General features: G+C 37.5%; 11 protein-coding genes. 9 read left to right on the top strand and 2 right to left on the bottom strand.

What is annotated here, in order from left to right:
• Positions 1–105: 105 nt before the first annotated feature.
• A complete protein-coding gene (locus JUJ52_RS08275; protein WP_121603732.1) occupies positions 106–1,227 on the bottom strand; it encodes a M20 peptidase aminoacylase family protein in 1,122 nt (373 codons plus the stop codon).
• A gap of 1 nt (position 1,228) precedes the next feature.
• Positions 1,229–2,047 carry a MurR/RpiR family transcriptional regulator gene (locus JUJ52_RS08270; RefSeq protein ID WP_205388876.1) on the bottom strand — a complete coding sequence of 273 codons (819 nt, stop codon included), beginning with the start codon at positions 2,045–2,047 and terminating at the stop codon, positions 1,229–1,231.
• A gap of 118 nt (positions 2,048–2,165) precedes the next feature.
• Here JUJ52_RS08270 and JUJ52_RS08265 point away from each other — a divergent pair, with 118 nt between their 5' ends.
• From JUJ52_RS08265 to JUJ52_RS08225, 9 genes are all read left to right on the top strand, one after another.
• Entirely contained in the window at positions 2,166–3,584 is a 1,419-nt protein-coding gene (locus JUJ52_RS08265) for a YfcC family protein (protein ID WP_026679578.1), read from the top strand.
• Between the two features lie 17 nt (positions 3,585–3,601).
• Positions 3,602–4,708 carry an o-succinylbenzoate synthase gene (menC, locus tag JUJ52_RS08260; RefSeq protein WP_026679577.1) on the top strand — a complete coding sequence of 369 codons (1,107 nt, stop codon included), beginning with the start codon at positions 3,602–3,604 and terminating at the stop codon, positions 4,706–4,708.
• A gap of 1,105 nt (positions 4,709–5,813) precedes the next feature.
• Complete coding sequence (locus JUJ52_RS08255; protein WP_121603730.1) at positions 5,814–6,908, top strand: nitric oxide synthase oxygenase; 1,095 nt, start codon at positions 5,814–5,816, stop codon at positions 6,906–6,908.
• A gap of 227 nt (positions 6,909–7,135) precedes the next feature.
• Complete coding sequence (glcT, locus tag JUJ52_RS08250) at positions 7,136–7,978, top strand: glucose PTS transporter transcription antiterminator GlcT (RefSeq protein WP_026679752.1); 843 nt, start codon at positions 7,136–7,138, stop codon at positions 7,976–7,978.
• Between the two features lie 340 nt (positions 7,979–8,318).
• Positions 8,319–10,367 carry a glucose-specific PTS transporter subunit IIBC gene (ptsG, locus tag JUJ52_RS08245; protein WP_026679751.1) on the top strand — a complete coding sequence of 683 codons (2,049 nt, stop codon included), beginning with the start codon at positions 8,319–8,321 and terminating at the stop codon, positions 10,365–10,367.
• A 290-nt stretch (positions 10,368–10,657) separates the two neighbouring features.
• Positions 10,658–11,977 carry a 6-phospho-beta-glucosidase gene (locus tag JUJ52_RS08240; protein WP_205388875.1) on the top strand — a complete coding sequence of 440 codons (1,320 nt, stop codon included), beginning with the start codon at positions 10,658–10,660 and terminating at the stop codon, positions 11,975–11,977.
• The gene (locus tag JUJ52_RS08235) at positions 11,974–12,276 is read left to right on the top strand and encodes a PTS sugar transporter subunit IIB (RefSeq protein WP_205388874.1); all 303 of its coding nucleotides are present in this window, start codon (positions 11,974–11,976) and stop codon (positions 12,274–12,276) included. Before JUJ52_RS08240 ends, JUJ52_RS08235 begins: the two co-directional genes overlap by 4 nt.
• A gap of 17 nt (positions 12,277–12,293) precedes the next feature.
• Positions 12,294–13,559 (top strand): PTS cellobiose transporter subunit IIC, encoded by a 1,266-nt coding sequence (celB, locus tag JUJ52_RS08230; RefSeq protein ID WP_205388873.1) that lies wholly within the window; start codon positions 12,294–12,296, stop codon positions 13,557–13,559.
• 53 nt (positions 13,560–13,612) lie between these two features.
• Positions 13,613–15,466: an exo-beta-N-acetylmuramidase NamZ family protein gene (locus JUJ52_RS08225; protein WP_226983549.1), complete on the top strand. Its 1,854-nt coding sequence runs from the start codon at positions 13,613–13,615 to the stop codon at positions 15,464–15,466.
• The last annotated feature ends 193 nt before the right edge of the window (positions 15,467–15,659 follow it).

Below are 15,659 nucleotides of genomic sequence, written 5' to 3'. Positions count from 1 at the left end.
GCGGAAAGCGCGTATGTTTTCACGGTGCGGCGATGATACTCCTATTGATAACATGATTATTCGTATTTTAAGTAAAGAAGTTGTGTTTTGTCCCAGCCTTAAGGTTTAATGCTGATATACTTCCTTGATCGCTTCAAACAAGATGTGAACCCCATTCATTAACGCATCCTTATTAAAGGTCATATAAGGGTGATGAAGACCAGGGGATAAATCACAGCCTAAGCCAAGCATCGTCGCTTTTAGCTCTGGTCTTTTTATTGTATAAAAGTGGAAATCATCTCCGCCTGGTGTTACTAGTGGTGGATCTACGTTTTCAGTACCGAGTACTTTTTTGATTGCTTCTCTCATAATAGAAGTAGCCTGTTCATTTGTTCTTGCAGCTGCAATACCTTCTGTACTTGTTAATTTAATTTCTACATCATATAAATTTTTGATTGCTTCGAAAATATTTAGTACTTTATTGTCAAGTTCATCCATAATTTCATTTGATTGCGCCCGCATATCCAGTGAAAATGAAGCATTCCCTGGAATTATATTTGAACTCTTTCCACCTGCTTGGAAATTTGTCATTTTAACAGAATGGGGAACTCTTGGGTCCAAATGAATTTTACTTAAAAGATTAACAATTTGTGCACCGACCTCAATCGCATTAATATTTAAATGTGGCCTTGCTCCATGGGCATCATGTCCTCTTATTTCTGCACTGTACATCTTTGTTGCTCCATGAACGATTACTGGGGTAGCATTTCCCATTTTACATTCTTGCTGAGGGCGAAGATGAACACCAAATAGATATTCAACATTATCAACAGCACCTTTTTCTACCATCTTCAATGCTCCAGCACCTTTTTCCTCAGCAGGTTGAAAGATAAATCTTATTGCAATTTGCTTATGCAGCTCAGGTGACTGCTGTAGCTTCCATAGTAAACCTAATACCATTGCCATGTGGGCATCATGTCCACATGAATGATTGGCTTGGAAGCTGCCGTCAACTTCTTGCCAAAGAGCATCAATATCTGCACGAACAGCTACAATCGGCAAATTATCTTTAAAGTTTCCATATTCACCTACTACCCCAGTATGATCTACGAATGTGTTAACATTGCACCCATTTTCTTTTAAGATATTAGCAATATACTTTGTTGTTTCCACCTCTTCCCAGCTTATTTCTGCATGTTGATGTAAATAGTTAAATGTATCTTTAACCTGTTTTTCTAAGTCTTTCATGTTAATCTTCTCCATCCTTTATAAAGTATTTATAAGTTGATTTAATTTTCCCTCTCTTTTCTACACGTTCCACGACTTCAAATAATAAAGCGTTAACAATTGCTATGGTAACAGGTCCTTTACTGAATAACGTATTTTGACTAACTGAAATAGGAATGGTTATATCTGCATGTTCCACAACCGGTGAAACTCTAGAATCGGTTATTGCAATGACTTTAATACCTTTCTCCTTTGCTTCTTCTGCTAGGCGTATGGTATCAATGGCATATCTGTAAAATGAGAAAACAATGATACAAGATTTAACAGGTAATAGATCAAGCAAACCAGCATCCGTCTCCGGTCTATATAGGTCGGCATTTCCTAAAATATAATTTAAATTAAAGTAAAACCAATGCGCAAATGTAAAGGAGTGGTGGTAACCAGCAACGACAACTTTTTCGCTATTAATAATCGCTTCGATAATCTTTTCCATGTCATCAATGGCAATCTTCTCCATATTATTTTGCAGTATGCTTATGTCCTTTAGCATACTTTCGACATAATAGTTGCTCATTTCCTGTAGTTTTTCATCGGATTGTTGTTTGACCTCTAATAAGTGTTTTCTTACATCCTTTTGCAGAGAACTATAACCACTATAACCAATCGAATGACAGAAGCGAATAACCATTGTTTCACTAACACTAATTATTTCTCCTACTCTTTTGGCTGGGTGAATGGCAAATACCATAGGATCAGAGAGTAAAGCATCGGCGACTTTCTTTAGACCCTTTGTAAGGTTCGAAAATTCTAATTCTGTTTTTCTTACATAATTAGCCGTCAAAAGAATTCACCTTCTTTTTTTAAAGTTTTTCCAATATTTTATATTGCAATAAATTATATCCTTTATTATAATACAATGCAAGTTGATAATATTTTGAAAATTAAAAAGGAGGGAAATAATGAAAAAATCTACTAATAAGTTAAAAAGCACAAAGAGAAAGCTAGGACTTCCAGATGCGTATGTTATTTTATTTGCAATCTTAATTATTGCAGCTGTGGCGACATACCTTATACCAGCAGGTACATTTGACAGAGAGACTGTCAATGATATTACAACTGTAATACCTGATAGCTATCAACAAAGCGAACAACAACCAGCATCATTTATTCAAATATTTACAGCAATCCAACAGGGTATGATCGATTCAGCGGGGTTAATTTTTCTTGTGCTTATTATTGGCGGAGCTTTTGCGGTAATTGAATACACAGGTGCGATTGATGCGTTAATTATGAAGACGATTAATCAGACAAAGGATAAGGAATATCTATTAATTATTATTGTATGTAGTCTATTTTCTATTTTTGGTGCTTTAGGTATTATCGTAAATGCAGTTATTGCGTTTATCCCAATAGGGATTATTTTAGCCCGTTCTATGAAGTTGGATGCCGTAGTCGGTGTCTCCATTATCTATCTTGGAGCATATGCAGGGTTTAATACCGCTTTTCTTGATCCATTAACTACTGGAATGGCCCAGCAGATTGCCCAAGTACCATTGTTTTCTGGTATTGGTTTTCGGGTGCTAATTTATTTAACGGTACTTGCTTCGACAATAGGTTATATATGGTGGTATGCTAGTCGTGTCAAAAAAGACCCAATGCAGAGTGTACTTGGCGGAAACCGCTTTCCAAAATATGATGAAAAAAGTGTAGATGCTGCCCCATCTAAATTAACAGGTATACATAAATTGGTTTTATTATGGCTCGCATTGGGGATTGGAATATATATTTTTGGAGTGTTTCAGTATGCCTGGTCGTTGAATCAGATGGCCGCTATGTTTATTATTATAGCGATTGGTACAGCAATTATTGCCAGAATTAACCCAAATGAATTGGTAGTACAGTTTTTTAATGGTTGTAAAGGACTGGTATACGGAGCATTAATTATTGGAATGGCAAGATCAATTGTAGTAATTCTAGAGAATGGACAAATTTTAGACACTATTGTTCAAGGAATGGCAACAGTTATGGAACCATTTACGAGCGTCATCGGTGCTATTGTCATGTTCTTCGCTAATTTTCTTTTTAATATTATCGTATCATCTGGAAGTGGACAGGCCGTTATTGTTATGCCGATTATGACGCCACTTGCAGATATTATGGAAATACCCCGACAAGTAGCTGTTCAAGCTTATAAAATGGGGGATGGATTTTCAAATGTGATCACCCCAATTTCTGGTATCTTAATGGCTAACTTGGCAATTGCAGGTGTATCGTGGGTGAAATGGATTAAATTTGTGTTACCTTTAGTAGTCATTTGGTGTGTTATTGGAATTGTTTATTTAACCATAGCTGTTATGATTGGATGGGGACCAATATAAAAAGGAGTGAATTTTAGATGAGAATAAATGAAGTAGTTTTATATAAGATGCAAATGCAAATGAAAAATCCATTTACCACTAGTTTTGGAACGGAGCAGAATAGAGAATTTTTGTTGGTTGAAGTAAAAGGCGATGATGGAATATCAGGCTGGGGAGAAGGGGTTACATCTGAACGGCCCTTATATAGCGAGGAATTCACGTTACAAAGTTGGTATATGCTAGAGAAGTTTCTTATTCCGCTTGTTGTTAATCAAGAAATTACTCATCCGGATGATCTTCAAGAATTGTTTAAGCCGTATAAGCGTAATCATATGGCCAAGTCTGCGTTAGAAGGGGCAGTATGGGATTTATATGCGAAGCAATGTGGTGAATCATTAGCTACAAGTCTTGGAGGCACGAAGAAACGTATTGAAGTTGGAATTAGTTTGGGGATTGAAGATAGTTATGAAAAACTAATTCAAGCAATTCAAGAGAAAGTGGATGAAGGCTATAAGCGAATTAAAATAAAGATTAAACCAGGAAAAGATATAGAGGTTTTGCGAGAGGTAAGAAAACATTTCCCTAATATCCCATTAATGGTAGATGCAAACTCTGCATATACGTTAGACGATATCAACCTATTAAAAGCACTGGATGAATTTAATTTAATGATGATTGAGCAGCCACTAACAGCTGGCGATCTAATTGACCATGCAAAATTACAAAAACAAATTAATACACCAATTTGTTTGGATGAAAGTATCCATTCGTTTGAGGATGCTCGCCAAGCAATTGAATTAGGCAGCTGTAAAATAATTAATTTAAAAATAGGTCGTGTAGGTGGATTAACAGCATCGAAACGAATTCATGATTTATGTGAAAATGCAGGAATCCCATTGTGGTGCGGTGGAATGCTGGAATCAGGTGTCGGACGTGCGCATAATATAGCGGTTGCAGCATTAGCTAATTTTACACTTCCTGGAGATACAGCATCATCATCTAGGTATTGGGAAAAGGATATTATCCAACCAGAAGTTGTAGCAAAAAATGGTGTCTTGACTGTTCAGGACGCTATAGGAATTGGTTATGAAGTGGATCGAAATGAAGTGAAAAAGCATACGGTAGCAAAAAAGGTTTTTAGCTAGATTTACAAAAAAGGGGTACAAACCCTGTAGAATAAAAAAGAGACTGAGACAAAAGAATGAAGAAACAATAAAAAACGACAAGATAATTAGTTTCAATTAATTATCTTGTCGTTTTTTGATCAGAATCATTCATTTAGCACCTGAAATAAGCGAGACTCCGGCGGGAACAGCACGAGTCCGAAGATCCACTTGGTAACGTGTTTTTCTTTACCAAGTTAGCTGAGGCCGTGCCCGGAAAGCGCGTATAATTTCACGGTGCGGCGATGATACTCCTATTGATAACATGATTATTCGTATTTTGAGTAAAGAAGGTGTTTTGTCCCAGTCTATGTTTTTTTCCTGAATGCCTTAGCGCTTTATGTTAATCTCAAAATTGAAAGAGGTAAGCAAATGAATAATATAAATTTTGAAATTAATGTTTTTCATTAATAATGATACAAAAAAATAGCATTCATTTCAAACGATTACGAAGAAATACATGCTATTTTGGAAGTAGAAGAAAATCAAGAATTTCAAATATATCCAAGTTGGAATGTGAATTTCTCAATCAATAAAAACGAAATTATAATTGAACTAAATTATCAAAAAGAAGACTAAAAATTTTTTTACCTAAGGATTAAGAAAAGTCCATTAAGGATTCCTTTATTATTATCGGGAAAGGTCCTACTGTCGTCTTTCCCGGTTCCTTTTGATATGGAATTCAAATTTTCTTTCTGTTATTTGCAAAGAATCCTCTCTATCAGCTTTCCTAGCTGCTTTTTTTCATAGTTTAGGAAATTAAAAAATTAGCCCATGTGGACAAATCCGGGAGTGTTGAGCCACGTCCAGCTTTAGCGCCCAGAAACTCAAACTCACCGTGACTCCTCTATCTCCGTTGACTCGCTTCAGACGCTACGTTTCTAATCGGGTGCTTGCGCTTTTGTTCTTTCGTCTCATATCATGTCAAATTAATCTTTCGCTTGTTTCCCTTAAAAGATATATGGAGAAAAGGTTTTGCTTACATTAGAAATGATACACATTTTAAATGGATTGTTCCTACTTTGTCACACAAAATAGATGGAGATTTGGTAGACTGAATAGAGACAAAAGTCGGAGGCATACGGAAATGAATAAACTAAAACTTTGGGAAGAAGCAGAGGCTTATCTTACACAGTATCATCAGGAATTAGAGACAGCATTTACCGATTTTAAAAACAGGTGTGAGGCGGTAAAACGAGAAATAGATGTGTATGGTACGTACCAACATACTTATGACGAGCTTATGTACGGTGCTAAATTGGCTTGGCGTAATTCCAATCGTTGTATTGGCCGCTTATTTTGGGAACGAATGGACGTCATTGATGCAAGAAAGGCAACAACAAATGAAGAAGTGTTTGCTTATCTTATTGACCATATAAAGAAAGCAACGAACGGTGGTAAAGTTAAACCAATGATTACCATTTTTCAACCCGAGGTGATTCAATCCGGAGCTAGTCCAGTAAAGATTTGGAATCATCAGCTGCTGCGGTATGCAGGCTATGAAACGGATGAAGGAATTGTTGGAGATCCTGCTTCAATAGAGTTTACCAAGGTATGCCAAAAGCTAGGCTGGGAAGGGAAAGGTACACATTTTGATTTGTTACCATTGGTAGTTCAAGTGAACGATCAACCTCCAAAGTGGCAGGAAATCCCAGATGATGTAGTTATTGAGGTACCTATCCAGCATCCAACCATTGACATCTTTGCTGGAAGAGAAGTTAAATGGTATGCAGTTCCTATTATTTCTGATATGCGTTTGGAGATCGGTGGTTTAAGCTATGTGGCTTCACCTTTCAATGGTTGGTATATGGGTACTGAAATTGGTGCAAGAAATTTTGCAGATGAAGATCGTTATAATTTTCTTCCGCTTGTTGCAAGTCAATTGGGGTTAAATACAAAGCACTTAAGTACATTATGGAAAGATCGTGCACTGGTAGAATTAAATGCTGCTGTTCTTGCGTCCTATAAAAAAGCAGGTGTTTCGATTGTCGATCATCATACAGCGGCGAAGCAATTTGAAATATTTGAGAAGCAAGAAGCTAAACATGGAAGAAGCGTGACTGGTAAATGGGCATGGCTTATTCCTCCACTGTCACCTGCAACTACACATATTTTTCATAAACCATACGATAATACAACAAAGAAACCTAACTATTTTTACCAAGACAGGTTTTGGGAATAAGTGTAAAAAGGCATCCGGATTATCAGCTAGAATTTGGATGCTTTTTTTTCCTTGCTAATGATTCATAAACTTTAACGTGTGATCCAATTAACATCGTTATTTACTACCCTTTTATTGGAAACTTCATTCATAATCTTTTATACCCCTGCTAGATAGTTTTTCCTAAAGATGAAACATGTTATAATCAAACACACTGCAAAAATACCGATTTAAGGGGACGGACAACTTTGAATACATTTACCGTGAAAAAAGTTCTTAATAATAATGTATTAATTGCCTTAGACCAGCGTCAATCAGAAGTAGTGTTAATTGGAAATGGTATCGGTTTTCACCATAAAAAGAAACAAAAGATTGATGCAAAAGCAGTTGAAAAGTTATTTGTCCTGCGAAATGAAAAAGAGCAGGAGCAATATAAAAAACTGCTCCCAAACATCGATGAGAATCTGCTGCAATCGATTATCCAAGCGATCGGTATGATTCGGAATAGGGCGAATGAGATGCTGAATGAAGCTGTACATGTTGCGCTAACTGATCATATTCTTTTTGCAGTAAATCGGTTGAAGAAGGGATTAGAAATTAAAAATCCGTTTCTTTCTGAAACGAAAGTACTTTATCCTTTTGAATATGAAATTGCTTCCGAAATAGTTGAATTTATTAATCACCGTCTCCAAATTAATTTGCCAGCAGGTGAAATAGGTTTTATTGCATTACATGTGCATAGTGCCATTTCAGATAAGAACCTATCCGAGGTTAATAAATATTCGCAATTAGTAACCCAGTTAATTGATATGATAGAAGATCAATTAAAGATTACGATAGATCGTGAAGGTATAGAATATATTAGGCTTGTAAGGCATATTCGCTATACAATTGAGAGAGTTTTAAAAGGTGAGGCCATCGAAGAGCCTGAAAAAATTGCTTCTCTATTGAAAAAAGAGTACCCTACATGCTATAATCTTGCTTGGAAGCTTGTTAAAATTATGCAGCAAACAATGAAAAAACCAGTATATGAAGCGGAAGCTGTGTATTTAACGATGCATTTGCAACGCTTATATCAAAAATATGAATAAAACTTTTACGTGTTACTGATACGATCAGGCATGAGTGGAAAGATTACTAATAAGAGGGTAAGGAATTGTTTTTCCTTATCTCCTTATTGGTGATCTCTGCTCATGCTTTTTTTGTTGGTTTTTTCAAAACAGGAAAGTACAAAGTTTACGTTTGTATAATCTAGCTTCAACTTATACTTCTCATACCTATAGCTTCATTTTGGATGGAAAGAAGACCACAACATGGTTGATGTATTAGAGGACAAGCAAAGATAAAGTAACTACTAGGATATGGTGGTTTAAGTTGGCAGATAGGATGTTGTACTTTTTATGTATTAATTGAAGAGAGGGAGGAATAAACATGTTTAAAAAGGCTTTCGGTGTATTACAAAAAGTTGGTAAGGCACTCATGCTTCCAGTTGCATTATTACCAGCAGCAGGTCTGCTTTTAGGTTTTGGTAATGCAGCACAGCAGGAAACAATGCTTGAATATCTGCCATTTTTAGGAGCAGATTGGATACAGCTCGTTGCTACAGTGATGGAAGATGCTGGTGGAATTATTTTTGATAACTTACCGTTAATTTTTGCAATTGGTGTTGCAATAGGTTTAGCAAGTGATGGAGCTGCTGGACTTGCTGCACTTGTTGGTTATTTAGTATTGAATCAAGTAATGGGGTCTTGGATTGGTGTAACCCCAGATATGCTTGAATCTGACCCTAGTTTCGCATCTGTTTTAGGAATATCGACATTGCAAACTGGTGTTTTTGGTGGAATTATTGTCGGTTTAATCGCCGCATTTTGTTATAATCGCTATCATGATATTGAAATGCCTTCATTTTTAGGATTCTTTGCTGGTAAGCGATTTGTACCGATTGCGACCGCGGCTATGTCATTTGTAGCAGGGTTTGTTTTGCTGTTCATCTGGCCACCTGTCCAAGAAGCAATGAACGACGCGTCGTATTGGTTAATTGAAGAAGGAACCTATCTCGCTGTATTCTTTTTCGGTTTTATAAAGCGTTTACTTATTCCGTTTGGCCTACATCATATTTTCCATGCACCTTTCTGGTATGAATTCGGTTCGTATACCACAGAGGCTGGAAACTTGGTGCGGGGTGATATGACGATATTTTTTGCCCAATTAAAAGATGGTGTAGAAATTACAGCGGGTAATTTCATGGCTGGTGAATTTCCAATAATGATGTTTGGTTTGCCAGCTGCAGCTTTGGCGATGTATCATGCTGCTCGTCCAGAGAAGAAAAAGCTCGTAGCAGGCTTATTAGGATCAGCAGCATTAACGTCATTCTTAACAGGTATAACAGAACCACTTGAATTTTCATTTATGTTTGTATCACCATTACTATTCTTTTTACACGCCGTATTAGATGGGCTATCCTTCGTATTAATGACCATATTTAGTGTGAATATCGGTTATACATTTTCCGGCGGGGCGATTGATTTCGCGTTATTTGGAATTTTGCCAGGTCAAGAACCATGGTGGATTACGATTATACTTGGATTGATCTTTGCAGTTATCTATTACGTCATTTTCCGTTTCTTCATTAAGAAATTTAACCTAATGACACCAGGACGTGAGGAAGATGGAGAAGAGGCGGCAACTAAGGAAGGTAGAACAGGTGAGTTTGCATATGATGTATTAGCAGCAATGGGTGGAGAAAAGAACATTTCGCATCTGGATGCTTGCATTACTCGTTTGCGTGTCTCGGTTAATTCAATCAATGAAGTAGACAAGGAGCAATTGAAAAAACTAGGAGCTTCTGGAGTACTAGAGGTTGGAAATAATATTCAAGCCATTTTTGGCCCACGTTCGGAAACGATAAAGGGGCAAATGCAAGATATTATTTCAGGAAAAATACCTCGGGAAGAAGAGGTTAATCAAGAAGCTGAAATAAAACAGCAAATAGAAGAAGTGAATCCGGCTGCCATGCAAAATGAGCTGAAGGATGAATCAATTGTTTCTCCGATGACTGGTGAGCTTCTACCAATTACAGAAGTGCCAGACCAAGTGTTTTCTGGAAAAATGATGGGAGATGGCTTTGCTATTATGCCAAAAGATGGGATCGTCGTTGCTCCAGTGAACGGAAAAATTGTAAATGTTTTTCCGACCAAGCATGCAATTGGAATGATGTCTGAAGGAGGAAAGGAAATACTCATTCATGTAGGTATTGATACAGTAAATTTAAAGGGAGATGGCTTTGAAGCACTTGTTACAGAAGGTGACGCTGTTCAAGCAGGCCAACCTATTTTAAAAGCAGATCTTTCTTTCATTCAAAGTAAAGGATTGCCTATCATTACTCCGATAGTATTTACAAATTTAAGTGAAGGGGAGCAAGTGACCCTACAAAAATCAGGAAATGTAGTGAAGGAAGAAACAGATATAATGAAGCTATAAGAGAAAAACATACTACGTTTAGTGGTGGGTAAAGTCATCGACGAATGATTTTGCCCATTTTTCTATTTACTACCTCCCGATTGCGACGTCAGAATCGATTACGAGCGCTCCAAGTATGAGCATATCCACAAATCCTTTAATAAAAGCACACGGTATGATAAAAATGATAACGTACTTCATGCTGTTGCTCAATTCGCACAATCCTCTAACAAATATCGAAACTTCTACTAAATCACTTCCCTCGTTAATAAACTTTACCAAGGACTTTTACTACAGAGAGGAAGTATTATATGAAATCGTTAAAAATTGTCATCATTGGGGGAGGATCTTCTTATACACCGGAATTAATAGAAGGAATCATTAATAATTACGATGTATTGCCCGTTTCAGAAATTTGGCTTGTAGATATTTTAGAAGGAAGAGAAAAGTTAATGATTATCGCAGGCTTAGCAAAACGAATGATAGCACAAGCTGATTGCTCTATCAAGATCGTTGAAACATTAGATCGTCGTGAAGCTCTAAAAGATGCTAATTATGTGATTACACAAATTAGAGTGGGGCAATTGGACATGCGCAGATCAGATGAATATTTATCGCTCAAGCACGGGGTTATTGGTCAGGAGACAACCGGAGCTGGCGGCTTTATGAAGGCATTGCGTACGATTCCGGTAATGCTGGATATTTGTGAAGACATAGAAGAACTAGCTCCAGAGGCATGGCTGCTCAATTTTACTAATCCGGCAGGTATTATAACAGAAGCTATTTTGAAGCATAGCAATGTTAAAGTCGTTGGGCTTTGTAATAATCCAATAAACTTCTATAAAAAATTTGCTAAGGACTATCAAGTTCCGATGAAGGATGTAAGTATCCAGTTTGTCGGTATCAACCATTTAAATTGGATAACCGATTTCTATATTAAAGGAAAATCAAGATTAAACGATGTGTTAGCTGGTGTATCTGCGAGTTATGAAGCAAAGAATATTCCAGGACTTGAATGGGATCCCATATTTCTTCAATCACTCGGAGCCATCCCTTGCGGCTATCATAAATACTATTATCAGACAGACCAAATTTTAGCTGAGCAGTTAAAGAATTACAAGAAAGGCTACACAAGAGCTGATCAAGTCCAACAAGTCGAAAAAGAGCTATTTACGATTTATGAAGATCCATCTACTATGGAAAAACCTGATGCATTAGAACAACGTGGAGGTGCCTATTATTCGGAGGCGGCTGTAAACCTCCTTACCTCAATTCATTTAGATAATAAGCAAATTCACACAGTAAACGTTAGAAATAATGGAGCCATTTCTTGTTTACCTAATGATGTCTGCATTGAAGTAAATTGCATAGTTGAAAATCAGCAAATTACACCAATTCAAACAGGAAATGTTTCGCCACAAATAAGGGGATTATTGCAAGTTGTTAAGACATATGAAGAGTTAACCGTGGAGGCTGCCGTAACAAGAAAAATAGGAACTGCTTTACAAGCATTGACAATTCATCCGTTAATTCCATCTGCAAAGAAAGCACATGAATTATTACAAGATATGTTAATTGCAAATGAAGCCTATTTCCAGCCAATTCTATATTTCGGAGGCGATCATGTATGAAAGTTACGCTGTTATGTGCATTAGGGATGAGTACAAGTATGCTCGTAGAGAGAATGAAAAAAGCGGCTAAAGCAAGATCGGTGAGCATCCAAATTGAAGCACATTCGGTTAATGACTTAGAGGGGCAGCTTGAAACCTCGGATTTTATCTTACTTGGACCACAAATTCGATATAAACAAAGAGAACTATCAGCAAAAGCAAAAGCTGTTGGGGTACCACTTGCAGTAATTGATATGAAAGCATATGGGAGTATGGATGGAGATAAGGTATTGAATCAAGCCTTGGAGTTATTACGCTAGAATGGAGGGGAGAGTATATGAGGAGATTTCAAGCGTTTATGGAGCATTACTTTATGCCGGTTGCTGGAAAACTAGCTGAGCAGCGACATTTACGGGCAATTCGCGATGGAATTATTGCTACGATGCCGTTACTAATCATTGGGAGTATCTTTTTAATTATTTCTTCACCGCCTGTTAAATCCTGGACAGAATTTATGAAGCCATTTACACCAACTCTAAGTATACCTGTAAACGCAACATTTGGGCTATTAGGATTGATTGCTGTATTTGCGATTGCTTATCATTTAGCAAGAAGCTATAACCTGGACGGTCTATCTGCAGGTGTGCTCAGTGTTGCAGCATTCTTTGTAGCAACACCTCTAACAGAAGAAGGGAATATTCCTCTAAATTTAATGGGCAGTGAAGGGCTGTTTATTGCAATTTTATTAGCTATATTTACGGTTGAAGTGTATCGTTTTTTTACGAAAAAAAATATTGTCATCCGTATGCCAGATGGAGTCCCGCCGTCTGTTTGGCGGGCATTCACAGCATTAATTCCAGGTGCAGCTATTATTGCTATTGTTTGGGGAGTCGATTTGTTTTTAAAAATCGCTTGGGACCTGTCCTTGCATGGGGTCGTAGGTGCTGTATTAAGAGAGCCTTTACAGCTATTAGGAGGAAGCTTTTGGGGAGCTATTATAGCGATTATTCTTATTCATTTACTATGGTCGTCTGGCATCCATGGTATCTCCGTCGTTGCCAGTGTAATGGCACCAATTTGGTACAGCTTAACGGAAGAAAATGTTGCGGCACATCAAGCTGGTGAGGCATTGCCTCATATTGTTGGCCAGCCGTTTATGGCAATTTGGTGGGCTGTTGGTGGATCTGGTATGGCCTTAGCCCTGACGCTTCTCTTTATTTGGCGCGCGCGATCCAAGCATTTAAAAAGCTTGGGAAGAGGGTCAGTATGGGCAAGTGTCTTTAATATTAGTGAACCAGTTATTTTTGGTGCTCCAGTCGTGATGAATCCGATCCTTGTTATCCCCTTTATTCTTGCACCACTTGCAGTTGGAATCCTAACCTATTTTTCTATGTCAATTGGTTTGGTAGGGAAGCCATATGTGATCATACCATGGACAACACCACCCCCGTTCTCAGGCGTTTTAACAACGGGGGATTTCCGAGGCGGTCTATTGATGATTGTAAATATTATTGTAGCGATGGTCATTTATTATCCGTTTTTCAAAATGTATGATCGCCAGCTTGTAAAGGAAGAGGAATCAATTAGATCAGATGATACATAGTGCAAGGTATTGTTACATGGTTGAAAAATTACTCATGAAATGGGAGTGTTTTGGTGAAAATCAAGGTATTATGTTTATCGACAATTGCATTGCTTGCTGTCATATTTCAACAGCAAACCGTTCATGCAGATAAAGAAGCGAGTCGTAAAGAAAAGCGAATAGTAAAGCCAGGTATTGAAGTCTTATTAGAAGAACATTTGAATTGGTTAGCTGGAAAACGAGTAGGTCTAATTACAAACCCAACAGGCGTTGATCGAAATTTAAAAAGTTCAATTGACTTATTGTATGAACATCCAGATGTAAATCTAACTGCACTTTTTGGTCCTGAACACGGTATTCGTGGTAACCGTGAAGCGGGTGAATATGTTGAGTCGTATGTAGATGAAAAGACGGGTTTACCTGTTTACAGCCTGTATGGACCAACATGGAAGCCGACAGAAGAAATGCTTGAAGATATTGATGTATTGTTATTTGATATCCAAGATATCGGTTCTAATGTATATACCTATATTTATACACTTGGTTTTGCAATGGAAGCGGCCGCAGAACAGGGGAAAGCGATTATTGTTCTGGATCGGCCAAATCCAATTGGTGGCGAACGAGTAGAGGGACCTCTTCGTTCAGCGGACACGGTTAGTTTTATGGGAAGATTTCTTTTGCCTGTACGTCACGGCCTGACTGTTGGTGAACTAGCAACAATGTGGAATCATGAATATAGTTTGGGAGTATCGTTAAAAGTAGCGAAAATGAAAGGTTGGAAGCGCTTCATGCATTTTGAAGACACACAGTTACCATGGATTCAACCTTCTCCTAATATTCCAGCGCAAGAAACAGCTTATTTATATGCAGGAACAGAACTATTGGATGATACAACATTAACAACTGGTCTAGGAACAACAAAGCCATTTGAGCTTGTAGGTGCACCATGGATTAATGGGAATCAATTAGCAGAAGAAATGAATGATAGAAACATAGATGGCGTCCGTTTTCGTTCTGCTTACTTCACACCAATGTTTGGTAAATATGAAGGGGAGCGCATTGGTGGTGTACAGGTACACATAATTGATCGGCAGAAAATAGATTTAGTAAATTTAGGATTACAGCTTCTTGATGCGATGCGTGATCAAGACCCAGATCAATTTATGATGACAGATAAATACGCCAATCTTATTGGTGACCCAGAAGTGCCAGCGATGATTCGAAATAATGAATCGATAGAGAAAATTATAGATAGTTGGCAAAGGAAATTAATGAAATGGAAGCTTGAGGTACGAAATCACTACTTACTTTATGGACCCTATCCGAAGGGTGCAAAGCCTTATAAAGGGAAAACAGTACTTGGTATCTTACCGTTAGATTTATCCGCAGCAATTGGACAAAGCATTCCTTTATCGTTACAAGGCTTTGATAAGGATGGAGAAAAATTAGAAATAAATTCGGATGATATTAACTGGAAAGTTACAGATGGATTAGGGTATGTTGAGGATAGCCAATTTCATGCGCTAAAAGATGGTGTTGGTAAAATTATTGCAATCTACCAAAAGCAAAAAGCAGAACGTTCTATAGATATATCAGCAATTTTAGTTCAAAATATTCGCTTTGGAGTACATGATTCCTATACACGTGTTGTGTTTGATTTAAATAAGACAGTCAGCAATTATGCTGTTGAAGAAGAAGATCACCGCCTGTTATTTTCTATCCCCTATGGAGAAATAGCTGGAGAGTTAGAAAAGGGAGGAGGGAGCATTTTAATTGGGAATAGTCCAGTGATCGAGCGCATCGATTATCAAATAGAGGGAGAAAACTTTTTAGCAGAATTGCATGTAAAACAAACGGCTGTAAACGTAGAAACACCAACATACGCTTCGCGAATCGTATTAGATTTGCAGCATGATGGAGAAAATTAGCCGTGCATATCTATCATGCATATAACTGGCAGTAAGATTCCCACTTTAAGGAATAAAGTGAAACCAATATGGATAAGTAGGAGATCGACTGCCAGTAAATGTCCGATTGGTTCCAAGGCCGTTAGGTCATATCCTTGGGGTACGAACAATCAGTGGAGGATAAACAAAATCCCTACTAAAGTTTCACTTTATA

Origin of the sequence: Virgibacillus sp. AGTR (assembly GCF_016919725.2) — a bacterium.
GTDB lineage: Bacteria > Bacillota > Bacilli > Bacillales > Amphibacillaceae > Virgibacillus > Virgibacillus salarius.
This window is presented reverse-complemented; position numbering and strand designations above follow the sequence as displayed.

Bases quoted from the DNA above. Each gene is read 5' to 3' on its own strand.
- ptsG (WP_026679751.1), top strand. From the start codon at position 8,319: ATGTTTAAAAAGGCTTTCGGTGTATTACAAAAAGTTGGTAAGGCACTC.
- celB (WP_205388873.1), top strand. From the start codon at position 12,294: ATGAGGAGATTTCAAGCGTTTATGGAGCATTACTTTATGCCGGTTGCT.
- JUJ52_RS08240 (WP_205388875.1), top strand. From the start codon at position 10,658: ATGAAATCGTTAAAAATTGTCATCATTGGGGGAGGATCTTCTTATACA.
- menC (WP_026679577.1), top strand. From the start codon at position 3,602: ATGAGAATAAATGAAGTAGTTTTATATAAGATGCAAATGCAAATGAAA.
- JUJ52_RS08235 (WP_205388874.1), top strand. From the start codon at position 11,974: ATGAAAGTTACGCTGTTATGTGCATTAGGGATGAGTACAAGTATGCTC.
- JUJ52_RS08255 (WP_121603730.1), top strand. From the start codon at position 5,814: ATGAATAAACTAAAACTTTGGGAAGAAGCAGAGGCTTATCTTACACAG.
- JUJ52_RS08275 (WP_121603732.1), bottom strand. From the start codon at position 1,227: ATGAAAGACTTAGAAAAACAGGTTAAAGATACATTTAACTATTTACAT.
- JUJ52_RS08265 (WP_026679578.1), top strand. From the start codon at position 2,166: ATGAAAAAATCTACTAATAAGTTAAAAAGCACAAAGAGAAAGCTAGGA.